Origin of the sequence: Burkholderia sp. HI2500 (assembly GCF_002223055.1) — a bacterium.
Taxonomy (GTDB): Bacteria; Pseudomonadota; Gammaproteobacteria; order Burkholderiales; family Burkholderiaceae; genus Burkholderia.
This window is the reverse complement of sequence record NZ_NKFL01000006.1, coordinates 478,642-497,620: the sequence shown is the minus strand read 5'-3', so window position 1 is coordinate 497,620 and position 18,979 is coordinate 478,642. Positions and strand designations below refer to the sequence as shown.

Below are 18,979 nucleotides of genomic sequence, written 5' to 3'. Positions count from 1 at the left end.
CCAGTTGCCGCGCGCCCGGAATGGATCGAGGTGCTCGTCGACCTGAAGCTCACGACGTCGTTCGGCCATGCGCAGATCGGCGCGAACGTCGTCCACCGGTTGCTCGTCGACGGCACGTACCGGCGCCACGTCGACAGCCTGCGTGCGCGCCTCGCGGACGCGATGGGCGAAACGCTCCGGCGCGTCACGCGCGCCGGGCTCAGGATCTGGACGGAGCCGCGTGGCGGCGTGCGGATGCGCGCGAGCCACCGTATCCATGCTGGAGAATGATGAAGCCCGGCAATCGGGCGGACAACTACGGAATGAATCGGTAATCTGCCTTCGGCATCTGCAGCCAAGCAGGCCGACATCCGATAGAGCATGTCGTTCGGGATACCTCGTTTCGCAAATCGTACACGACCAATAGACGAGCATGCCTCCGTCAGTCGATAGTTTTCCTCCTCTTCCGGATAACTATCGAATCAATGAGCGAGAACTTCGATTCACGCGACGCTACGCACCACGAAGAATGCGACGAATGGATATGCGGCGGAACCACCTATACAAACACCACACCGGGATCCACTCACACCATCGAACTCGACATGGCGCAAATCTGCGAAAACATGTCGAACAAAACATTCAGGCGCCTGATTGCTCGGCTGCGCGACGCTGAAATTGTCCTGATTCGCGAGCGAATTCATGGCCTCGCCGCTTGGGATCAGGAAGAACAGCGCCGCGTCCAGACTTGGTTCGGCCGATCAGATGACATAGTCCGTCGAAGACTCGACACCAGATTACCCAAACTTCTGCGCACTTCCCGATGCCCGGCTTTCTACCAACTTCAAACTGAAAGTCCTGATTCACGAATGCACGCACTACGTCGACACATTCAACTCGGAAGACGAAATCTATGGGTTCGGCGCCGGCCTGAATTACTGGGCTCAGCCGCGTCCGGATGTAGCGATCGACAATGCAGACAGCATTGCCTGCTCCATTTCATTTTTCGACGACAGGATTCTGTGGTGAAATTTCTTGCACGTGTGATCAGCATCGCGGTCTGGTCCTGCCTCTCGTTTTCGATTTCATCCACGGCTTGTACCGTTTCGGAAGACATGCTTGACAGCGTCCCGCTCAATTCCGACGCGATCCCTAACGAGGATCGCGTCAAAATTGCGGAGATGGTCATTCGCGCGCGTCAATGGCCGGATGCAGAGATTCGTGGCATCGTCACTGCCGGCGCCTACATCGGGGAAGTCAATCCACAAGCGCTCGCGTTACGACGAGCGGCGAATCTGAAGGAATACCTGACACAACTCGGCGTCAAGAACGAGAACATCTGGTCTGATACCCACATCATCTCGAAACCGTATCCGAAAGACAGCGCCGGTTACGAAGGTTATCTTCAGATCGGACTGACACTGGTGCCGCTTTGCAACGATGGATGTCGGCGCCTGTGCGGTGATCCGCATACCACGCCGACATCCAGAGCCCTTCACTAAGGTAGTCCGCAGCCAAACGACATCGCGATCGCATCGCGTCGGCGACGGCGTGACCCGAGCCTCTCACGCCGCCCCGCCGCCTGCCTCACACCTCCCCCGCGTGCGCCCTCGCCCGCACTTGCGCAAACGACGTATCGACGAGCAGGCGCCCCGTATCGAACACCGTCTCCAGCGCGTCCTCCCACTCGCCTTCCAGCATCCGGTCGTCCCACGCGGCAGGCAGCGTCGTCGTCCGATACTCACCGGTGCGGAAACTGCGCAGCAGCGTGAGCCGCCCCTTCTTCGAGCGCTTGCCCTGATCGGTGACCGGATCCTTGCAGACGTCGTGCCACACGTCGCCGCGCCGGATCGCCGAGCACTTCATCGCAAAGCGCTGCGTATCGCGGTTCACCTGCTGCAGCAGCCCGCCGCCCATGCCGAACACGACGTTGCCGGCCGCATAACCCGCGTCGTCGAGCGCGGACAGAATCGCGTCGATCGACAGTTCGTCGACACCGTCGCCCTGAATCACGCGCACGCGATTCAGCACGCGCCGCCCCTTGCCGTTCACGGTCGAGCCGAACGATGCGTCGAGCGCACGCACGGTCTGCAGCACGATCGCCACCGGGTCGCCCGAATCGGGCCGCACGACCAGCGTCGCGCCGGAATCGAGCACGGCCTGCCGAAGCTCGCCGCCCCACAGATCGAGCGCGGCGAACAGATCATAGGAGTCCGACACGACCGACACGATCGCGCCGGGCAGACCAAAGCGGCGAATCATGTTCCGGTACGCATCGGCTTCGTGTTCGCGGCCCCACGACGTGATCGTGCTGTGCTCGGCCGCCGGCACCGAGTACGCGGCCATCGGCTCCCGATAGAAGCGGTTCGCGGCCAGCACGCCGAGCACCGTATCCGAACCCATGAAGTTGACGAGATGCGCGGCACCGCCGATCGCGGCCGACTCCGCGCTCGACACGCCGCGTGCGCCGAAGTCGTGCAGCTTGAACGGCAGTTGCGCGAGATCGTCGTCGGTCTTTTCCAGGAAGCGGCGGATCGTCTGCCGCAGGTGCCAGCTTCGCGTCGCAACCGTCACCGGATACCACACGCGCAGCAGCATCGTCTCGAGATACGACGCGAGCCAGAACACCTGCGGGTCGTCGCATTCGACCGTCATCAGCACGTTGTGCACCGGCACGACCGAGCCCTCGGGCACCGCGCGGATCTTCACCGGCAGGTAGCCGTCGTAGCGTTCGACGATATAGCGCCAGCCTGCCTCGTTGAACGGCTCGCCATGCACCGTGAAGAAATCGCGCGCCTCGTCGATCATCGCGTGCGTGATCGGCTTGCACAGATATTCCTTCAGCAGCATCTGCAGGCCGAAGAACACCGTGCGGTCGTAGCGGCCACCGCGCGATTCGACGTACGAGAACATCGCCGACGCGTCGGGCGGATATTGCAGGAAGTGGGAAGCCTTGTACGAATCCGTGTTGAGGATCGGATTGGCGAGAACCGCGGCAAAGCCGCCGAGATCGTTTTGCATGGCTAGAGCTCCTCTAGGCCGTTGAAGTGCCGCCGCGTCTGTCGCGGCGGACGGAATGCGGGGAATCAGCGGATCACAGCTTCCCCAGGAAGTGATACGCGATGTCGAAGTGATCCTCGAACATCACGTTGCGCATCTGCGCGAATTCGTTGAGCGGCACCCAGCGCGCCTTGTCGGCGTCGTCGCTGCCCTTCACGCGCGGCAGCTCGCCGGTCGGGAAGTTGAACAGGCACGCATGCGTAATCGTGCGGCCGCGCAGCGAGCGCGTCGGGTGATCGAATACCTGGCGATCCTTGATCGAGCCGCGCAGCACGGGCTCCGGCAGCTTCAGGCCGGTTTCCTCGCGCAGCTCGCGGATACAAGCGGCGTCGAGCCGCTCGTCCTGATTCACGAACCCGCCCGGCAGCGCCCACAGGCCGCGGCCCGGCTCGCTGCGGCGGCGCACGAGCAGGATATGGCCCGAATGCACGACCACCGCGTCGACCGTCACGAACGTGACGGGATACGGGGCCGCCGCCCACGCCTTGCGATACCCGGCGATGAATTCGGCCTCCGACTTCAGCTGCGCGAATTCCGGCTGCGTGCGGAAACGCTCGAGCCAGCCGAACACGGGTTCCGGCACGGCCCACTGCACGAAGCTGTTGGTGCGTTCGGCGAAATACTGGTCGCGGATCTCGGTGGCGGAAATGTCTTCGGTCGCATCGACGTCGACGAGCTCCCATTGCGGGAACATCCGCAGGTAATACGACGTGGCGTCCTTCTCGTGGCCGATCAGCCCGACCTTGCGCTGCGCGATGTCGCCGAGCGCGGACGCGACGGCGTCCTGCACCCAGCGCACCCAGTCGCCGTCGTTGTAGGTCGAATCCTGCAACGGCGCGATCGTGACGCGGTCGCGCTCGGACGCGTCGAACAGCGAAGCCAGCATCTGGCGGCGCTCGTCGAACGAGAACGGATCTTTGATGGTGCGGGGCTTGTCGGTCGATCCGATCAGCACGCACACGCGCTCGGCCCGGCTCAGTGCCGACTTCAGCACGTTCAGGTGACCACGATGCGGAGGCTGGAAACGACCAATGAAAACGAGCGCGTCGAAGCGCCGGTTCTGTTGCGTACTCATGAGGCTCCCTCAAGAGATTGAAACGCTTCGGGTCTTTCCCGAAGGGTTGAAACGAATCCTAGGGGAAATCCCGAGGTGCGTCAATCGAGCCCGTTCGAGCCCCTCCTCGACTTGACGAAGTCTGACGAAACGCGCGTTATTGGCGGGTTACACTCGATTTCATCCTAATCCGCGCCAGGGCGCCCGCCATCATGAGGATCTCAGTCAGCCGCACCGTCGGCGTCGATCGCAGACGCCTCTTCACGTGGTCGCAGGATTACGCGCGTCGGCTCGTGTGGGACAGCTTCCTCACCGACGCCTACCTGCTCGACGGCATGACGGCCGACGTCGGCGTCGATGCGTTCTGCCGCAGCCAGTCGGGCGCAACGATGGTATCGCGCTACATCTCGTACCGTCCGCCGCAGGTCGCCGCCGTCGAAATGGTCGACGGGCCGAAAGTGCTCGAGCGCTTCAGCGGCAGCTGGAACTTCACCGAGCACACGCCCGGCACGACCGACGTGAAATTCACGTACCACTTCCGCGCCCAGCCGGCCTGGCTACGCTGGCTGCTCGAACCGCTGATCGGCGCGTTCTACCTCGTGCAGACGCGCCGGCGTCTCGATTCGTTCAAGCGCTGGGCCGAAGCCGAAGCGCTGCCGCACTGACCGGCGAGCTCGGGCCGTACGGCCCGGCTCGTCCGCGCCACTTCCCATCTAATGCGTCCGAACGCGCCATTGCCGCGCCGCTCCGGCATGCACCGCGCATTTGCCAGATTCGCCGAACCCGGGGAAACTACGGGCGGCCGTCACCCCGACGGCGCGCCCCGACCGAGAGAACGGGGCACCGCTCCCTGCAACGGCTTCGACACGAACCTACTCCAATGAGCCTGATATCCCGATTCTTTGGCCGCAAGGAAGAACCCGACAACCCCGTCGCGCTGGTCGCGGCACCCGACGTCGAGAACCCGCTGAGCGTGACGGTCGTCTTCGACGGCCCGCTGCAGGTCGATATCGCCGCGCTGACGGCCGCGCTGCGCGCGTACCACCCGAGCATGAAGCAGGCGCGCGTCGAGACCGAGCCGACGCTCGCGCAGGTATTCGGGCTCGCCGGCTGGGGCAACCACGTCGTCCGGCTCGTCGGCTTCGACGCACCCTATCCGTCCGAGGCCCTGGAAGCGTGTGTCGCGCCGGCCCACTACGGGCAGGACCTGAAGCAGCAAGTGCGCGCGAGCCGCAGCCACGTGATCCTCTACTACGCCGGGCACGAAGCCAATCCGCTCGACCAGTATGTCGCGCTGGCGGCCGTCGCCGGCGCGCTCGCCGAACAAAACGGCCTCGCGGTGCTGAACGAGCACGCGCACACGTCGCTGCCGGCCGGCGTCTTCAATGCGAAGGAACTCGGCGCGGAAAGCCTCGAAGTGCTGCGGGACATCCCGCTGAACCTGTTCTTCTGCGGCTTCGTGAAATACGAAGTCGAAGGCGTCAACGGCGTGTGGATGCGCACCTATGGCGCCGACGTGTTCGGCCTGCCCGATTTCGCCGCGCTCGCGGAAGGCCATCATGAAGGCGAACGCTATTCGGGCATCTTCAACAACGTGATGCACTACCTGCTGGAAAGCGGCGCGCGCATGCACGCAGGCGAAACGATGCAGATCGGCGCGGAAACGTTCATGAAGCTGCGTGAGCCGCTCGAGCAAGAGTATTACCTGCAAGGGCCCGCGCAGGTGCTGGTGGCCGAGCTGATCTCGGCGGATCAGATCAATCGCTGATTTCACCTCGCCGTATCTCGCTGCACGGCGCAGGGGTTCGAGGCTTAACGAACCACGTGCGCCGCTGCATCACGTGACGGCGGCGTGACAGCCGCCATTCCAACCCGATGAGGAGCGATCCGTGTTTGGTATTCGCCTGGGTCTCACGCTGGCCGCCATCGGCCTCTCGCTATCGGCCCACGCCGACAGCATCGACTGCACGCGCGCAAAGACGCGCACCGAGCGCCTGATCTGCAGCGACAAGGCGCTCGTGTCGGCCGACAGCACATTGGCAAGCGCCTACTACGGCGCGATCGACATCGCAGCCGACCAGCAGGCCGTCATCCGATCGCAACGCGCATGGCTCGCGCAACGCGATGCGTGCGCCGATGCAGCCTGCATCGCCACCGCTTACCGCGACCGTACGGCAGCGCTGAAGCAGGTGAAGCACGCGGGCTGGAAAACCTATCGCGACCCGGTGCTCGGCATCTCGTTCGAGTACCTCGGGAACCGCCAGATCAAGAAGCCGTGCCCGGAAATCGGCGGCGACCGGTGCGTCGCGATCGTCGGCCGCAACATGACGAACAGCAGCTATTTCATTGCGTTCGAGATCGTCGATGGCGCGCTCGAACCCGTTGCGGAAAAGGAAGCCGGCTTCGAGCGGCAGGACGACGGCAAATGGATGTCGACGTATGGTCGCGGCACGCCGCAAGCGGTCGAACGCTTCTCCGGCGCCGGCTGGCGCGGCATGCGCGCGACGATCACGTGCGGCATCAGCGATCCGGAAACCGGCTTCCACGCGGCCGGCGGCGAATGCTACTGGGCCGTGCTGAGCAACGGCAAGCGCGCGGCCGTCGCGAATACCCAGGGTATCGTCGGCACCGACGACGCGACGATGCACAGCGTGTCGTCGTTCCGGTTCGAGCGTTAGCGGGAACGTCGTGACGTGCAATCGCCCGGGCATGAATCGACGTGCGATGCGTCATCGCAACGAAGCCTCGGCAGCCTGTCGCCGACACCCGCAAGCGTAAAAACGCACTGCATGGCGCGATCCGCAACGGCCGCTCCTCCAGCCGCGCCGTTCGACCCGCATCCGCGCTAACGTGCGCCGTCCCCGCGCAACGGGAACGTTTCCGCCCCCGCCTCGCGGCGCAACGTGACCTCCGTACCCGTCAGCCATCCTGACGATTTCAGTATCGGGCGCGCGATCGCGTACAGGCGGTCGGCGCTTGCACCGTAAAAGTATAGATAGCCGTCGTTGCCATCGCGATGCAATTCGGTCTCGCCCAACTCGCCGGCCCCGGCCTGTTTCACCGCACGATCCAGCCGTTGCTCCAGCGCATGAAGGCGCGCCTTGTCCTTCTCGTAGTAATCGAAGTGCACCATCACGACCGGCCCCGGCGGCTTCGGCGGTACATCGGCGGCAGCGTCGGCCGCGTTGGCGGCAAGCAGCGCCCAGCCGAGCAACGCGGCACACCGGATTCTGTTGCGCCTATCGGCAAAGGAAGTGAATCGCCCGCTCACGTCGGCGCGCCGCCGCGCGCAACCTGCTGCCGGACTTGCGCCTGCGTGCCGAGCGCCGCGGCGATCGCATCGACCGCATCGGCCGCACGCGCCGCGCCGCACATGAACGCGTCGACGGCCGCGAAGCGATGCTCGGGCCACGTGTGGATCGTGATGTGCGATTCGGCGAGCAGCACGACGCCCGTCACGCCATGTTCGCCGCCGAAATGATGGAAATGCGCGCCGATCACACGCGCGCCGGCCTGCTGCGCCGCTTCGGTGAGAATCGACTCGAGCCGGGCGGCGTCACGCAGCAGCGCCACGTCGATGCCGGCCAGGTCGGCCAGCACATGCGAGCCGAACGTCGCGCGCGGTGGCGTGATCCCGTCGCGCGCGGTCATTTGTGCGACCCGTACGACGAGTACCCGCTGCGCGCCGATGAACTGCCCCAGCCGCTGCCGCCCGAGCCGCTGCCGCCGATCGATGCGCAGCTGAACAGCGTGACGACGATCAGGCCGTAGATACCGTAGAGGATGTACCGGATCACGCGTTGCCCCCGTCCGATGCAAAGCGCTTCCACAGCCATTCGGGCAGCCACAGTACCAGCAGGCCGATCAGCAGGTAGACGGAACGGCCGCTGAACGAGAACAGCGAGCCCATGTTCAGGATCACGAGCAGCGCGCTGAACACGAGCGGCAGCGGCGCGAAACTGTGCGGGCCCTTCCGGCCGAACAGGCCCGTCGTCACGGTGGCGCCGGTTGCAGCCGCAGCCGCGGCCGTCGCGAGCGCCGGCGTGCCGAAGCGTTCGGCAAGCGTGCTGGCCGACAGCGGCCGCGCGCGCGACCAGACGATCTCCGCGTCGCTGCGCTCGCGCGTCAGCTTGTCCTTCTGCCAGCCGTAGTCGATGATCGACGTACGATCGCCGACCTGCACGCGCCAGTTGAACGCACCGACCACGTAGACGACCTCCGAGTCGTATTCCTCGCGCAGGCGGTAGGTCTTGTCGCCGTCGGTCACGTCGGCATCGCTGCCGATCGTCGGCCACTGGTCGAGCACCTGCACGCGCTCCCAGCGCCCTTCGCTCTGCACGAGCCACAGGAACCCGCGCGTCGGATTCAGCAGCAGGTATTCGTCCCACGTCTCTTCGTCGCCCGGCACGCGGCAACGCATCATCCCGATGACCGTGTACTTCACGCCGTCGAACGTGCCGATCGCGCCGAGCTCCAGCGCCCCCTTCACCGCTTCGAGCTTGCGCTGCGCCGCGAACACGGTCTGCTGCTCGGCCGTGCACTGCACGCCCGCATGGCAACTGCCGCACACCACGTAGTCGGCCACGTTCGGCGCATACGACAGCGGCGCGCCGCAGCTCGGGCACGCGAACGGCACCATCTCCGCGCCGCGCTTCTCGCGCGTATCGTGGTCGGTATCGCGCAGCCCGGTGAAGGCGAGCGCGTCGAATTCGAGGGCTTCGCCCGTATAGACGGCCGGGCTCCCGCCGTTCGCATCGGCGTCGGAATAGTCGTAGGTCGCGAACGCGTTGCCGGTGCGCAGGTCGACGACGCGCGCCTCCCATCCGGCATCGACGCGGAACGGCAGTTCGCCGTCGCCGCCCGTGCAGCGCGCGGTGCGCACGTCCGACACGAGAAACGCGCGGCCGCGATGGTCGATCCGCATGCCCGGTTCCAGCGTGCCGAACGCAGGCCATGCGCCGCCGGACGCATCGTCGGGCTCGCGCACCGTGATCGCATACTGGCCCGACGCATCCGACAGCCAGCCGAACGTGCCGTCGTCGAACACGACGTACCACTCGCTCCACGCGCCGGCGTCGTAGGTCATCTGGATGCGCCCGAGCACGGTGAACGTACGCTTGCCGTAGCGACCGGCCGTGCCGATCTGGATCGGCGACGCATCGTCGAGCACCGTCGCCAGTTCGCCGATGCGTTCGACGTCGGTGCCGCGCTTGAGCAGCGTGCTGCGACAGAACGCGCAGACGGCCATCACCGCCGCCGCCGAGCGAAACTCGACCGGCGCGCCGCACTGGGGGCACGAGGTACTGAACATGCGCGACGCTTACCGGGTGAGCTTCGCGAGGATCTCGGCCTTCGCGCGCGAATATTCGTCTTCGGTCACGAGGCCCTTGTCGAACAGCGCCTTCAACTGTTCGAGCCGCTGCACGTAATCGGTGCCTTCCGCCGGCGCGGCAGTCGGTGCGGCGGCCACCGGCGCCGCGGCAGGCGCGGGCGCAGGCGGGGCGGCCGGCGCCGGTTGCGCGGCACCCGCCATCTGGCCGGCCATCGCCTGCCCGATCGCCGCCCCCGCGGCAAGCCCCGCGCCGATCCCGGCGATGCCGCCCGGGTTCTGCGCGGCGAGCGGAATCGCCTGCGCGGTCTGGTATTGCGTGGCGCGCGCGAGATCGCCGGCCATCCCCGCGCCGATCCGCAGGTCGAGCGCCTTCTGCAGTTCGGCCGGCAGCGACACGCTTTCAACCGCGAACGCGTCGAGCGCGAGGCCGTAGCGCGTGAACACCGGCACCAGCGCCTCGGCGACGCGCTGCGACAACAGCGACTGGTTCGCGGCCATGTCGACGAACGGCACGTCGGCCGAGCCGAACGTCGTGCTCATCGCGGTGACGACCAGGTTGCGCAGTTGCTGTTCGAGATCGTCGACCGTGTACTGCGCGCGCGTGCCGCTGACTTCGCGATGGAACGCGCCCGCATCGACGATCCGGTACGAGTAGATGCCGAACGCGCGCACCTGCACGAAGCCGAATTCGCGATCGCGGATCGTCACCGGCTGCGCGGTGCCCCAGCGCCGGCCGAGCTGCAGCCGCGTGCTGAAGAAATAGACGTCCGATTTGAAAGGAGACTGAAAGAGTTTGTCCCAGTTCTTCAGGTACGTGAGCACCGGGAGCGTGTTCGTTTCGAGCGTGTACAGCCCCGGCTGGAACACGTCGGCGACCTTGCCTTCGTTCACGAAGATCGCGACCTGCGTCTCGCGCACGGTCAGCTTGCCGCCGTACTGGATTTCCTGGTCTTCCATCGGATAGCGCCAGGCCAGCACGCCGTCGGTGTCTTCCGTCCATTGCAGGACGTCGATGAACTGCTTGCGGATGAATGAACCCAGACTCATGTCGGTCTCCTCGAAACGCGTGGCGCGTCAGGTCAGGCAGGCGGCATTGATGATGCCGACGACGAGCGACGCGGTGCCCATCAGGCCGCCCATCGCGACGTTGCGATCCTCGATCGCATGATTCATGCCGGGCATCAGGCGCGTCAGCACCGCATAGGTGATCAGTTGCACGGCCATCGCGCCGACAGCCCAGATCACGACTTCGCCGAGCGTGGAATTGTGCGCGATGCTGGACGCGAGCGTCAGGCAGAAGCCGATCAGCGCGCCGCCGAACGACAGCGTCGCGGCGGCGTTGCCGTCGCGGATCAGCGCCAGTTCGTCGAACGGGGTGACCTTCAGGTACACTGCCGCGAACACCAGAAGCAGCACGAACGCCGACAGTAAATGAACCGCATAGAGATAGGCACTATTCATTCTTTCCCTCGGATTTTGTGCTCGGTTCGCCGCCCCGTCGCCGGCCGGCCCGCGCAGGGCCAGCGGACAAAATTCCGCGCCAGTATATCCACATTGCCGACCGCCGCACAACGGACACCCGATGCTGCATAGGCGCGCGCTCGTCCTGTCGATTCTCGTGCTCGCATCGTGCGGGCTCGGCTACGAACTGATCAGCAGCGCGCTGTCCAGCTACCTGCTCGGCGATTCGATCCTGCAGTTCTCGTCGGTGATCGGCAGCTACCTGTTTGCGATGGGGATCGGCTCGTGGCTCGCGAAGTTCGTCGAGGACGACGACGTACTCGACCGCTTCGTCGACATCGAGCTGCTCGTCGGCCTGCTCGGCGGCGTGTCGGCCGCGCTGCTGTTCGCGGTGTTCGCGTGGCTCGCCGCGCCGTTCCGCGCGGCGCTCTATGCACTCGTGCTGGCGCTCGGCCTGCTGATCGGGATGGAGATCCCGCTCGTGATGCGCGCGTTCCAGCAGCGGCGCCAGGCGTTCCGCCATACCGTCAGCGAAGTGCTCACCTTCGACTATCTCGGCTCGCTCGCCGTGTCGCTGATCTTCCCGCTGGTACTCGCGCCGCGTCTCGGCCTGCTGCGCACCAGCTTCCTGTTCGGGCTCCTGAATGCGTTCGTCGCGCTGTGGACGACGCACCTGTTCCGCGACGAGATCCGCAACGTACGCGGCAAGCTGATGCGCGCGTCGCTCGTGATCGGGCTGCTCGTCGCCGGTTTCGCGCTGTCTGACCGCATCACGCACTGGGCCGAACACGGCGTGTACGGCGACGAGACGATCTATTCGGAAACGACGCCGTACCAGCGCATCGTGCTCACGCAGTGGCATGACGACATGCGGCTGTACCTGAACGGCAACCTGCAGTTCTCGTCGCGCGACGAGCATCGCTATCACGAGGCGCTGATCCACCCGACGATCGAGGCGCTGCCGTGGGCGAAGCGCGTGCTCGTGCTCGGCGGCGGCGACGGCCTCGCGGTGCGCGAGCTGCTGAAGCACCGCAACCTCGAACAGATCACGCTCGTCGATCTCGATCCCGCGATGACGAAGCTGTTCTCCACGTCCGCCCCGCTCGTCAAGCTGAACCAGGGCGCGCTGAAGGACCCGCGCGTGCACGTGATCAACGACGACGCGGTGCGCTGGCTCGAATCGAACGCCGACGTGTACGACGCGATCGTCGTCGACTTTCCCGACCCGACCAACTTCGGGCTCGGCCGGCTGTATTCCGTGCCGGTGTTCCGGCTGCTTGCACGCCACCTGTCGGAGAACGGCTACGCGGTGATCCAGTCGACCTCGCCGTATTTCGCGCCGCACGCGTACTGGACCATCATCGCGACGCTGCACGAAGCCGGCCTCAACACGTGGCCGTACCACTGCTACGTGCCGTCGTTCGGCGACTGGGGTTTCGTGATCGCCGGCAAGCGCCGCGACTTCACGGTGCCGACGCACTACGCGGTGCCCACGCGCTGGCTCGACGCGCAGACGGCCGCCGAGATGTTCCACTTCCCGGCCGACATGCCGGCGCTGCCGATGTCGCCGAACGAACTCAACGACCAGCCGCTCGTGCGCCGTTTCGACGACGACTGGAAACACGTGCTGCGCTGATGGACCGCCGCACGTTCCTCGTCGCGTCGGCGGCCGCGTCGCTCGCCGCCTGCGGGCGCACCGGCTGGATCGAGACGACGCCGCATGTCGGCTACCCCGGCATGCGCGAAGGCCATGCGCTGCGCGACCATGCAACGCTGCCGCCGCCGTCCGGCACGATCGAGACCGACGTCGCGATCCTCGGTGCGGGCGCGGCCGGGCTGTCGTGCGCGTGGCAGCTCGCACGCGCGGGGCACCAGCGCTTCACGGTGCTCGCCGGCCCGGAGTTCGGCGGCAACGCGGCCGGCGGCCGCTTCGGCGATCTCGGCTATCCGAAAGGCGCGCACTACCTGCCGCTGCCGTCGCTCGAATCCACGCACCTGCGCGACATGCTCGCCGATCTCGGCGTGATCGAAGCGGCGCCGTTTTCCGCGCGCCCGGTGTACGACGAGCGCGCGCTGGTCCATGCGCCCGACGAACGGCTCTTCATCGCCGGGCAATGGCAGGACGGCATCGTGCCGACGGCCGGCCTCGGCGCCGACGACCTCGCGCAGCAGGCACGCTTCTTCGCGTACACGGACGGGCTGCGCACCGCACGCGGCGCCGATGGCCGCAAGGTGTTCTGCATCCCGATCGCGGAATCGTCGCGCGACCCGCACTGGCGCGTGCTGGACCGGCGCTCGTTCCGCCAGTGGCTGGTCGACGAGGGCTACACCGCGAAGGCGCTGCACTGGTACCTGAATTACTGCTGCCGCGACGACTATGGCGCAGGCTACGAGCATGTTTCGGCATGGGCCGGCCTGCACTATTTCTCGTCGCGCGGCGGCCATGCGGGCGATGCGAGCGACGGCGCGGTGCTGACCTGGCCCGACGGGCTGCACACGATGGTGACGAAGCTCGCCGATTCGATCACCGCGCGCACCGGCTCGGCCGCATGGTCGCGCGACGGCTTCGCGGTGCGTGCGACCGAGCGCGCGGGCGGTGTCGACGTGCTGTGCGCGCGCGTCGGCAACGACGGCACGCTGTCGACGTTCATGCTGAAGGCGCGGCGCGTCGTTTGCGCGATGCAGCTGTTCGTCGCGGCGCGCGTGTTTCCGCAGCTTGCCGCGTACGGCTTCGATCCCGCGCGCGACCTGCCGCCGCGTGCGCCGTGGCTCGTGTCCAACTTCCTGCTCGACGGCATGCCGGCCGAGGAGGCGGGCGTGCCGCTCGCGTGGGACAACGTCGTCTACGGCGGCGCGGGGCTCGGCTATGTCGTGTCGACGCACCAGCTGATCCGCATGTCGCCGCCGACGCGCTCAGTGTTCTCCTCGTACCAGGCGTTGAGCACGCAAGCGCCCGACGACACGCGCCGCTGGCTCGCGCAGGCCCGACCCGACGCGTTGCGCGAACAGGCGGCGATCGACCTGCAGGCCGTCTACGGGCGCGAACTGTGGAAACATGCGACGGCGCTCGAGATCACCGTGCGTGGTCACGCGATGGCAACGCCCGACGTCGGCTTCCTGAGCCGGCCGGGGCTGCTCGCGCTGCGCGATGCCGACGGCCCCGTCGTGTTCGCGCATGCCGATCTGTCCGGGCTGTCGCTGTTCGAGGAAGCGTCGTACTGGGGCGTGCTCGCCGCCCGGCGCGTGCTGGCCTGACGGCCGTCATCCGTCATTGCGGCGCCGCCGCCAGCCGCTATAATCGCCCGACATTCCGACTGCATTGAGCAGGCCGACGTGCCGCGCCGTCCGACGCGCCGTATGCCCTCCTCGACAACAACAATGACGAACCGACCCATCCGACGCCTTCGCCCGTTCGTGCGCGCCGCCGCGCGCGTGCTCGCATGCGCCCCGCTGCTCGGCGCGCCGCTGGCGCTGCATGCGGCCGACTCCGCACCCGCCTCCGGGCGCTACATCGTCGTCGATACCGGCCATACGCCGGCGCGCCCGGGCTCCACCGGTGCGAGCGGCCGCGTCGAATACCTGTACAACCTCGACCTGTCCACGGCGGTCGCCGAGAAACTCGCCGCGCATGGTGACCGCGTGCTGCGCACGTCGGCCGACGGCCGCGAGATCGCGCTCGACCAGCGTTCGACGCAGGCGCCCGACGCGAACCTGTTCGTGTCGATCCATCACGACTCGATGCAGCAGCAGTTCATCGACGCGGGCCGGCAGCGCGAATTCCGCGGCTTCTCGGTGTTCGTGTCGGAACGCAATCCGCACTATGCGGAAAGCCTGCGTTGCGCGAAGGCGATCGCCGAGCGGCTGGTCGCGTCCGGCGAGCGGCCGTCGCTGTATCACGCGCAGCCGATCCGCGGCGAGAATCGCCCGCTGATCGACCCTCAACTCGGCATCCACCGCTTCGACGATCTCGTCGTGCTGCGCACCGCGCCGATTCCGGCGGTGCTCGTCGAAGCCGGCGTGATCGTCAATCCGGACGAGGAAGCGCGGCTGGCGCGACGCGAGACGATCCAGAAGCTGTCCACCGCGATCGCCGGCGGGATCGACGCGTGCACGACACCGAAGTAAGCAACGATCACGCCCGTCGGGCCCAACGGTTTTCACCCAGTCAGGAGCCTCACCATGAAAATGAAGCATCTGCTCGCATCCTGCGCGCTGCTCGCACTTGCCGTTCCGTTCACCGCACACGCTGCCGGCTGCGGGAAGCCACGCAGTGCGTTCGACCAGGTGTACTGCACCAGCACGCAGTTCTCGCAGTCCGACCGCGATCTCAACGACGAATACGGCCGCCTGCGCAAGCAACTGAGCGGCGACCAGCAGGCGACGCTGAAGGCCGGCCAGCTCGCATGGCTGAAGCAACGCGACGCGCAGTGCAGCGAGACGCGCAATAACAGCTACCTCGTGGACATCCAGTGCGCGAACGACATGACGCAGTCGCGGCTGTCGTTCCTGCGCGAGCGTGAGCGCGAATGCTCGAGCACGGGCTGCGTGACGTCGAAGCTCGGCGAGTAAGGGCGTCGCGCGTGCCGCGCCGCGAGACGTTTCGCGACGCGGCGCTTCGCGCCCTTGCGAACCCTGCGCATCGGCACCGAGAAAGGAGCCTTGAAAGGAGCCGCGATGCGACATGAATTCTCTGAAGTCCTCAACGATCTGGTCGACTATTTTCTCGTCGGCGATCTCCTGCTGCTGAAGCGGTTCAAGGAACAACACGGACTGCCGGACGACGTCGCATCTGCGTTCACCACGAGCGACAGCGGCGATCGCGCCGTGCTGGAAGGTGTCGTCGTTCCGCTCGCCGGCATCGAGAACCATCCGTACACGGTCATCTTCACGCTGGATGACGACACACCCGAATTGCGGAAGACGGGAAGCCGCCTGCAGCATCGGCGCGGCGGGTACGTGATGCGCGTCGAGCATCGTGCGGTCATGCTCTGCACGTGGCGGATTCTCGAACGCTTCAACGACACGACGGTGAACGCACTGCTCGCGCGTTACCGTGAACCGGGCCGGCCCGTGATTGAAATCGACAACGGCTGGTATGAGGTCGAGATCCTCGGTGGAGAAGTGCCGCGCAACGGCTGGTTCGAGCCCGCGTTCGAATTCGTGCTGAAGAAAACCGACGTGCCGGGCGATGCATCGCAGGTGGAGATCGATTACCGTTTTGCGATCGACGCCAGTCTGGATCCGGCGAATTGAATCCCGCGCGCGACGGCGCGGCACACGGCAACCGATCAGGCGGAGTACACATGACACCGAACACGATGCACATCGACATCCGCCCTGCCACGCCCGCCGATGCCCCGGCCATCGCCGCCATCCACGTCGCATCGTGGCAGGCCACCTACCCGGACATCATGCCGGCCGCGTTCCTCGCCGGCCTGTCGGTCGAGAAACGCACCGCTTCGTGGCGCCATGCGCTCGACGCCGGACGGCCGCGTGTCGCGCTCGCGTTCACGGAAGGCGAGCCGATCGGCTGGATCGCGTACGGCCCGACGCGCGACACCGACAAAGATCGCGCCTGGGGCGAAATCGAAGCGATCTATCTGCATCCAGCGCATTGCGGGCAAGGTGTCGGCGCGGCACTCGTCGACCATGCATGCCGTGCGCTGCATGATTTGGGCCATGAATGGGTGTCGCTCTGGGTGCTGGTGAAGAACCATCGTGCACGGGCGTTCTATGAACGCGAGGGCTTCGTCGCCGAAGACGACATCAAGACGTTCGAGATCGAAGGCGCGCCGATTGAAGAAGTGCGCTACTGGCGCGCATTGCCGAAACGATCGTCATGACGGCATCGCCACCCCTGCCGCCAGACGCGCCTGCATCAGCTGCAGCAACTCGCGGATCTTCGCGTTGACGGAATTGCGGCTCGAATAGGCGGCCAGCAGTTCCAGCGGCGCCGGCGTCATCTCCAGCGGCACGCGCACCAGCCGCCCGGCGGCCAGCTCGGCCGCGCATCCGCGTTCGACGAGAATCGCGAAGCCGATCCCGTTCACCGCCGCCAGACCCGCCATTTCGCCGCTATTGACGCGATACCGGCTCGCGACCGGAATCTTGTGAATCCGCCCGTCGCCGTCGGCGAACTGCCACGGTTGCCCTTTCAGCGTGCTCAGCGTCGTGATGCACGGCAACTGCCTGAGCTGCTCCGTCTGCGTCGGCATGCCGGTACGCTCGATCAGCGACGGCGCGGCCACGACGACGCTCGGCAGGCTCACGAGCGGCCTGACGACGAACGCGCTGTCGTCCAGCTTGCCGCGATGGACGATGATCGACAGGTCGATATCGTCGCGCAGCGTCGAGACGCCTGCGAGGCTCGTATCGCAATCGATTTCGACACGCGGATGGCGACTCGCGAATTCCGCAACGATCGGCCCGAGCATGCGCGGCCCGATTTCGCCGGGCACGCAAAGCTTCAGCACGCCGCGCAGCTCCGTCTGCTGCGAGGTCAGTTCGAATTCAGCAAGCGTCAGTGCATCGAGCATCGGCTTCGCGCGCTCGTGCAGCAGGCGCCCAGCCTCCGTCATGCGCAGGTGCCGCGTGCTGCGCTCCAGCAGGCGCACGCCAAGCCTCGACTCCAGTTGCGCCACATGGCGGCTCACGTTGGAACCGGGTATCGACAGCACGCGCGCGGCGCCGGCAAAGCTGCCTTCGTCGACGACCGACACGAACACGCGCACCGCGTTCAGATCCAGCTTGCTGCGCATCATTATCCCGTTTCAGGTATCAAAGCTCGCCGTTTTTCACGGCTTATCCCGTTCGGGACCGTAATTTACGATGCGGATCCAGTCAAGGCGTGGCCGCCGACGCACGAACCCGCGCCGACGTGAGCACGCACACGAACCTACGGGAGCATCAACATGGATATCGCCATTCTCGGCGCCGGCGTGGCCGGCATGAGCACCGCGCTTGCACTCGCCGGGCAGGGTCACCGGATACGGCTCCATGAACGCAGGCCGTCCGCGACGACGATGGGCGCCGGCGTCGTGCTCTGGCCGAATGCCGGCTTCGTGCTCGAGCAACTCGGCCTCCTGCCGGACATCGTCGAGGTCAGCGGCCACCTGCATGCGATGCGGTGCATGGACCGGCACGGCACCGCGTTCAAGCGCTTCGATATCGGCGAACTCGACCGCCACATGGGTTTCCCGACGCGCTCGATCTTGCGGCGCGACTTGCAAGCCGTGCTGGCGCGGCACGTCGCCGCGCACGACATCGAAGTCTGCTTCGGTCACTGCGCGACAGCCATCGATACCGGCACCGATGGCCGCGCGATCGTTCGCTTTGACAACGGCGTGGCGATCGCCCCCGATCTCGTGATCGGCGCGGACGGCCGCATGAATTCCGTCGCGCGACGCTACGTGGTCGGCGACGCCACGCCCGTCTATCAGGGATTCGTCAACTGGATCGGCGTCGCGCATAGCGATGTGCCGCTGGTCGACGACGTGTCGATATTCGACTACTGGGGCCAGCGCGAACGATTCGGCATCGTCGCGCTGAACCGGCATCGCATGTACTGGGCAGCGGCCCGGGCCGAGGCTGAAATCGACGATAGCGACGATGCGGCACCGGACGATCCCGGCCCGCTGCTGGAACGGCTCTTCGACGGGTGGCCCGCGCCCATCGCGAACGTGATGCGCGCGACGCCGCCGGGCACGATCGCGAAGATCCGCGTGCACGATCTCGATCCGGTGGACATATGGCACCGCGGCAATGTGCTGTTGATCGGCGACGCCGCGCACGCACCACTCCCCACCTCCGGACAGGGCGCATGCCAGGCGCTCGAGGACGCATGGCATCTCGCCCGTTGTCTCGACGAGCATGGAAAAGGCAACGACCTCGACGCAGCGCTCGCGTCGTTCACGCTGCGACGCACCCGGAAAACCACGGCAATCACGCTACGTGCACGCGAGTTCGCTCACCGGCTGTTCGGCAAAGACACGCATGAAGCCGCGCGACAGGTCGATCCGAGCGCCGAAATCGAAGCGCTCGCAAACGCGTGGGGAGCGGGCCTGCCGATGATGCCTGCGCGGGACTGACCAAGA

20 protein-coding genes and 1 pseudogene are annotated in these 18,979 nt (G+C 66.3%); 12 read left to right on the top strand and 9 right to left on the bottom strand.

All coding sequences use genetic code 11. From position 1 onward, the window contains the following. Positions 1-3 precede the first annotated feature (3 nt). Together CFB45_RS19950 and CFB45_RS39510 are read left to right on the top strand one after the other, a co-directional pair. A pseudogene (locus CFB45_RS19950) lies at positions 4-231 on the top strand (PLP-dependent aminotransferase family protein); the annotation flags it as partial. A gap of 233 nt (positions 232-464) precedes the next feature. Continuing rightward, positions 465-1,481, top strand: coding sequence for a hypothetical protein (locus CFB45_RS39510; RefSeq protein WP_256978288.1), 1,017 nt, complete (start codon positions 465-467; stop codon positions 1,479-1,481). Between the two features lie 85 nt (positions 1,482-1,566). Here the strand turns inward: CFB45_RS39510 and CFB45_RS19935 are convergent, their stop codons facing one another. Together CFB45_RS19935 and CFB45_RS19930 are read right to left on the bottom strand one after the other, a co-directional pair. Next, positions 1,567-3,000, bottom strand: a complete 1,434-nt coding sequence (locus tag CFB45_RS19935) for a nicotinate phosphoribosyltransferase (RefSeq protein ID WP_089427022.1) — start codon at positions 2,998-3,000, stop codon at positions 1,567-1,569. A 73-nt stretch (positions 3,001-3,073) separates the two neighbouring features. Next, a complete protein-coding gene (locus tag CFB45_RS19930) occupies positions 3,074-4,114 on the bottom strand; it encodes a bifunctional nicotinamide-nucleotide adenylyltransferase/Nudix hydroxylase (protein ID WP_089427021.1) in 1,041 nt (346 codons plus the stop codon). A gap of 191 nt (positions 4,115-4,305) precedes the next feature. Between CFB45_RS19930 and CFB45_RS19925 the strand changes: the two genes are divergently transcribed. From CFB45_RS19925 to CFB45_RS19915, 3 genes are all read left to right on the top strand, one after another. Then, positions 4,306-4,758 (top strand): type II toxin-antitoxin system RatA family toxin, encoded by a 453-nt coding sequence (locus CFB45_RS19925; protein ID WP_089427020.1) that lies wholly within the window; start codon positions 4,306-4,308, stop codon positions 4,756-4,758. Positions 4,759-4,973: 215 nt separating this feature from the next. Further along, positions 4,974-5,861: a DUF4261 domain-containing protein gene (locus tag CFB45_RS19920; RefSeq protein ID WP_089427019.1), complete on the top strand. Its 888-nt coding sequence runs from the start codon at positions 4,974-4,976 to the stop codon at positions 5,859-5,861. Between the two features lie 121 nt (positions 5,862-5,982). Then, positions 5,983-6,771, top strand: coding sequence for a lysozyme inhibitor LprI family protein (locus tag CFB45_RS19915; RefSeq protein ID WP_089427018.1), 789 nt, complete (start codon positions 5,983-5,985; stop codon positions 6,769-6,771). 167 nt (positions 6,772-6,938) lie between these two features. Here the strand turns inward: CFB45_RS19915 and CFB45_RS19910 are convergent, their stop codons facing one another. The 6 genes from CFB45_RS19910 to CFB45_RS19890 are packed head-to-tail and all read right to left on the bottom strand — an operon-like array spanning position 6,939 to position 10,886. After that, entirely contained in the window at positions 6,939-7,307 is a 369-nt protein-coding gene (locus CFB45_RS19910) for a hypothetical protein (protein ID WP_254600211.1), read from the bottom strand. A 53-nt stretch (positions 7,308-7,360) separates the two neighbouring features. Continuing rightward, positions 7,361-7,744: an adenosylmethionine decarboxylase gene (gene speD / locus CFB45_RS19905; protein ID WP_089427016.1), complete on the bottom strand. Its 384-nt coding sequence runs from the start codon at positions 7,742-7,744 to the stop codon at positions 7,361-7,363. Next, positions 7,741-7,890 carry a hypothetical protein gene (locus CFB45_RS39060; protein WP_155291822.1) on the bottom strand — a complete coding sequence of 50 codons (150 nt, stop codon included), beginning with the start codon at positions 7,888-7,890 and terminating at the stop codon, positions 7,741-7,743. Before CFB45_RS39060 ends, speD begins: the two co-directional genes overlap by 4 nt. Continuing rightward, complete coding sequence (locus tag CFB45_RS19900; protein WP_089427015.1) at positions 7,887-9,404, bottom strand: DUF4178 domain-containing protein; 1,518 nt, start codon at positions 9,402-9,404, stop codon at positions 7,887-7,889. The genes CFB45_RS39060 and CFB45_RS19900 overlap by 4 nt, the downstream gene beginning before the upstream one ends. 9 nt (positions 9,405-9,413) lie before the next feature. After that, the gene (locus CFB45_RS19895; RefSeq protein WP_089427014.1) at positions 9,414-10,472 is read right to left on the bottom strand and encodes an SPFH domain-containing protein; all 1,059 of its coding nucleotides are present in this window, start codon (positions 10,470-10,472) and stop codon (positions 9,414-9,416) included. 27 nt (positions 10,473-10,499) lie between these two features. Then, positions 10,500-10,886 carry a DUF350 domain-containing protein gene (locus tag CFB45_RS19890; RefSeq protein WP_089427013.1) on the bottom strand — a complete coding sequence of 129 codons (387 nt, stop codon included), beginning with the start codon at positions 10,884-10,886 and terminating at the stop codon, positions 10,500-10,502. Positions 10,887-11,007: 121 nt separating this feature from the next. On the opposite strand from CFB45_RS19890, the gene CFB45_RS19885 reads away from it, so the two are divergent. The 6 genes from CFB45_RS19885 (at position 11,008) to CFB45_RS19860 (ending at position 16,729) form a co-directional block, all read left to right on the top strand. Then, positions 11,008-12,522 carry a polyamine aminopropyltransferase gene (locus CFB45_RS19885; protein WP_089427012.1) on the top strand — a complete coding sequence of 505 codons (1,515 nt, stop codon included), beginning with the start codon at positions 11,008-11,010 and terminating at the stop codon, positions 12,520-12,522. Continuing rightward, positions 12,522-14,141 carry an NAD(P)/FAD-dependent oxidoreductase gene (locus CFB45_RS19880; RefSeq protein WP_089427011.1) on the top strand — a complete coding sequence of 540 codons (1,620 nt, stop codon included), beginning with the start codon at positions 12,522-12,524 and terminating at the stop codon, positions 14,139-14,141. The genes CFB45_RS19885 and CFB45_RS19880 overlap by 1 nt, the downstream gene beginning before the upstream one ends. A 123-nt stretch (positions 14,142-14,264) precedes the next feature. Continuing rightward, the gene (locus CFB45_RS19875) at positions 14,265-15,011 is read left to right on the top strand and encodes an N-acetylmuramoyl-L-alanine amidase family protein (RefSeq protein ID WP_089427010.1); all 747 of its coding nucleotides are present in this window, start codon (positions 14,265-14,267) and stop codon (positions 15,009-15,011) included. Positions 15,012-15,065: 54 nt separating this feature from the next. After that, complete coding sequence (locus tag CFB45_RS19870; RefSeq protein WP_089427009.1) at positions 15,066-15,455, top strand: lysozyme inhibitor LprI family protein; 390 nt, start codon at positions 15,066-15,068, stop codon at positions 15,453-15,455. 105 nt (positions 15,456-15,560) lie between these two features. Next, a complete protein-coding gene (locus CFB45_RS19865; RefSeq protein WP_089427008.1) occupies positions 15,561-16,139 on the top strand; it encodes a hypothetical protein in 579 nt (192 codons plus the stop codon). A gap of 50 nt (positions 16,140-16,189) precedes the next feature. After that, complete coding sequence (locus CFB45_RS19860; RefSeq protein WP_089427007.1) at positions 16,190-16,729, top strand: GNAT family N-acetyltransferase; 540 nt, start codon at positions 16,190-16,192, stop codon at positions 16,727-16,729. On the opposite strand, the gene CFB45_RS19855 is transcribed toward CFB45_RS19860, so the two are convergent. After that, positions 16,724-17,644: a LysR family transcriptional regulator gene (locus CFB45_RS19855; RefSeq protein ID WP_089429054.1), complete on the bottom strand. Its 921-nt coding sequence runs from the start codon at positions 17,642-17,644 to the stop codon at positions 16,724-16,726. The two genes, CFB45_RS19860 and CFB45_RS19855, sit on opposite strands and share 6 nt — an antisense overlap. Before the next feature lie 153 nt (positions 17,645-17,797). On the opposite strand from CFB45_RS19855, the gene CFB45_RS19850 reads away from it, so the two are divergent. Further along, on the top strand, positions 17,798-18,973 hold the full coding sequence (locus tag CFB45_RS19850; protein ID WP_089427006.1) for an FAD-dependent oxidoreductase: 1,176 nt from the start codon (positions 17,798-17,800) through the stop codon (positions 18,971-18,973). The last annotated feature ends 6 nt before the right edge of the window (positions 18,974-18,979 follow it).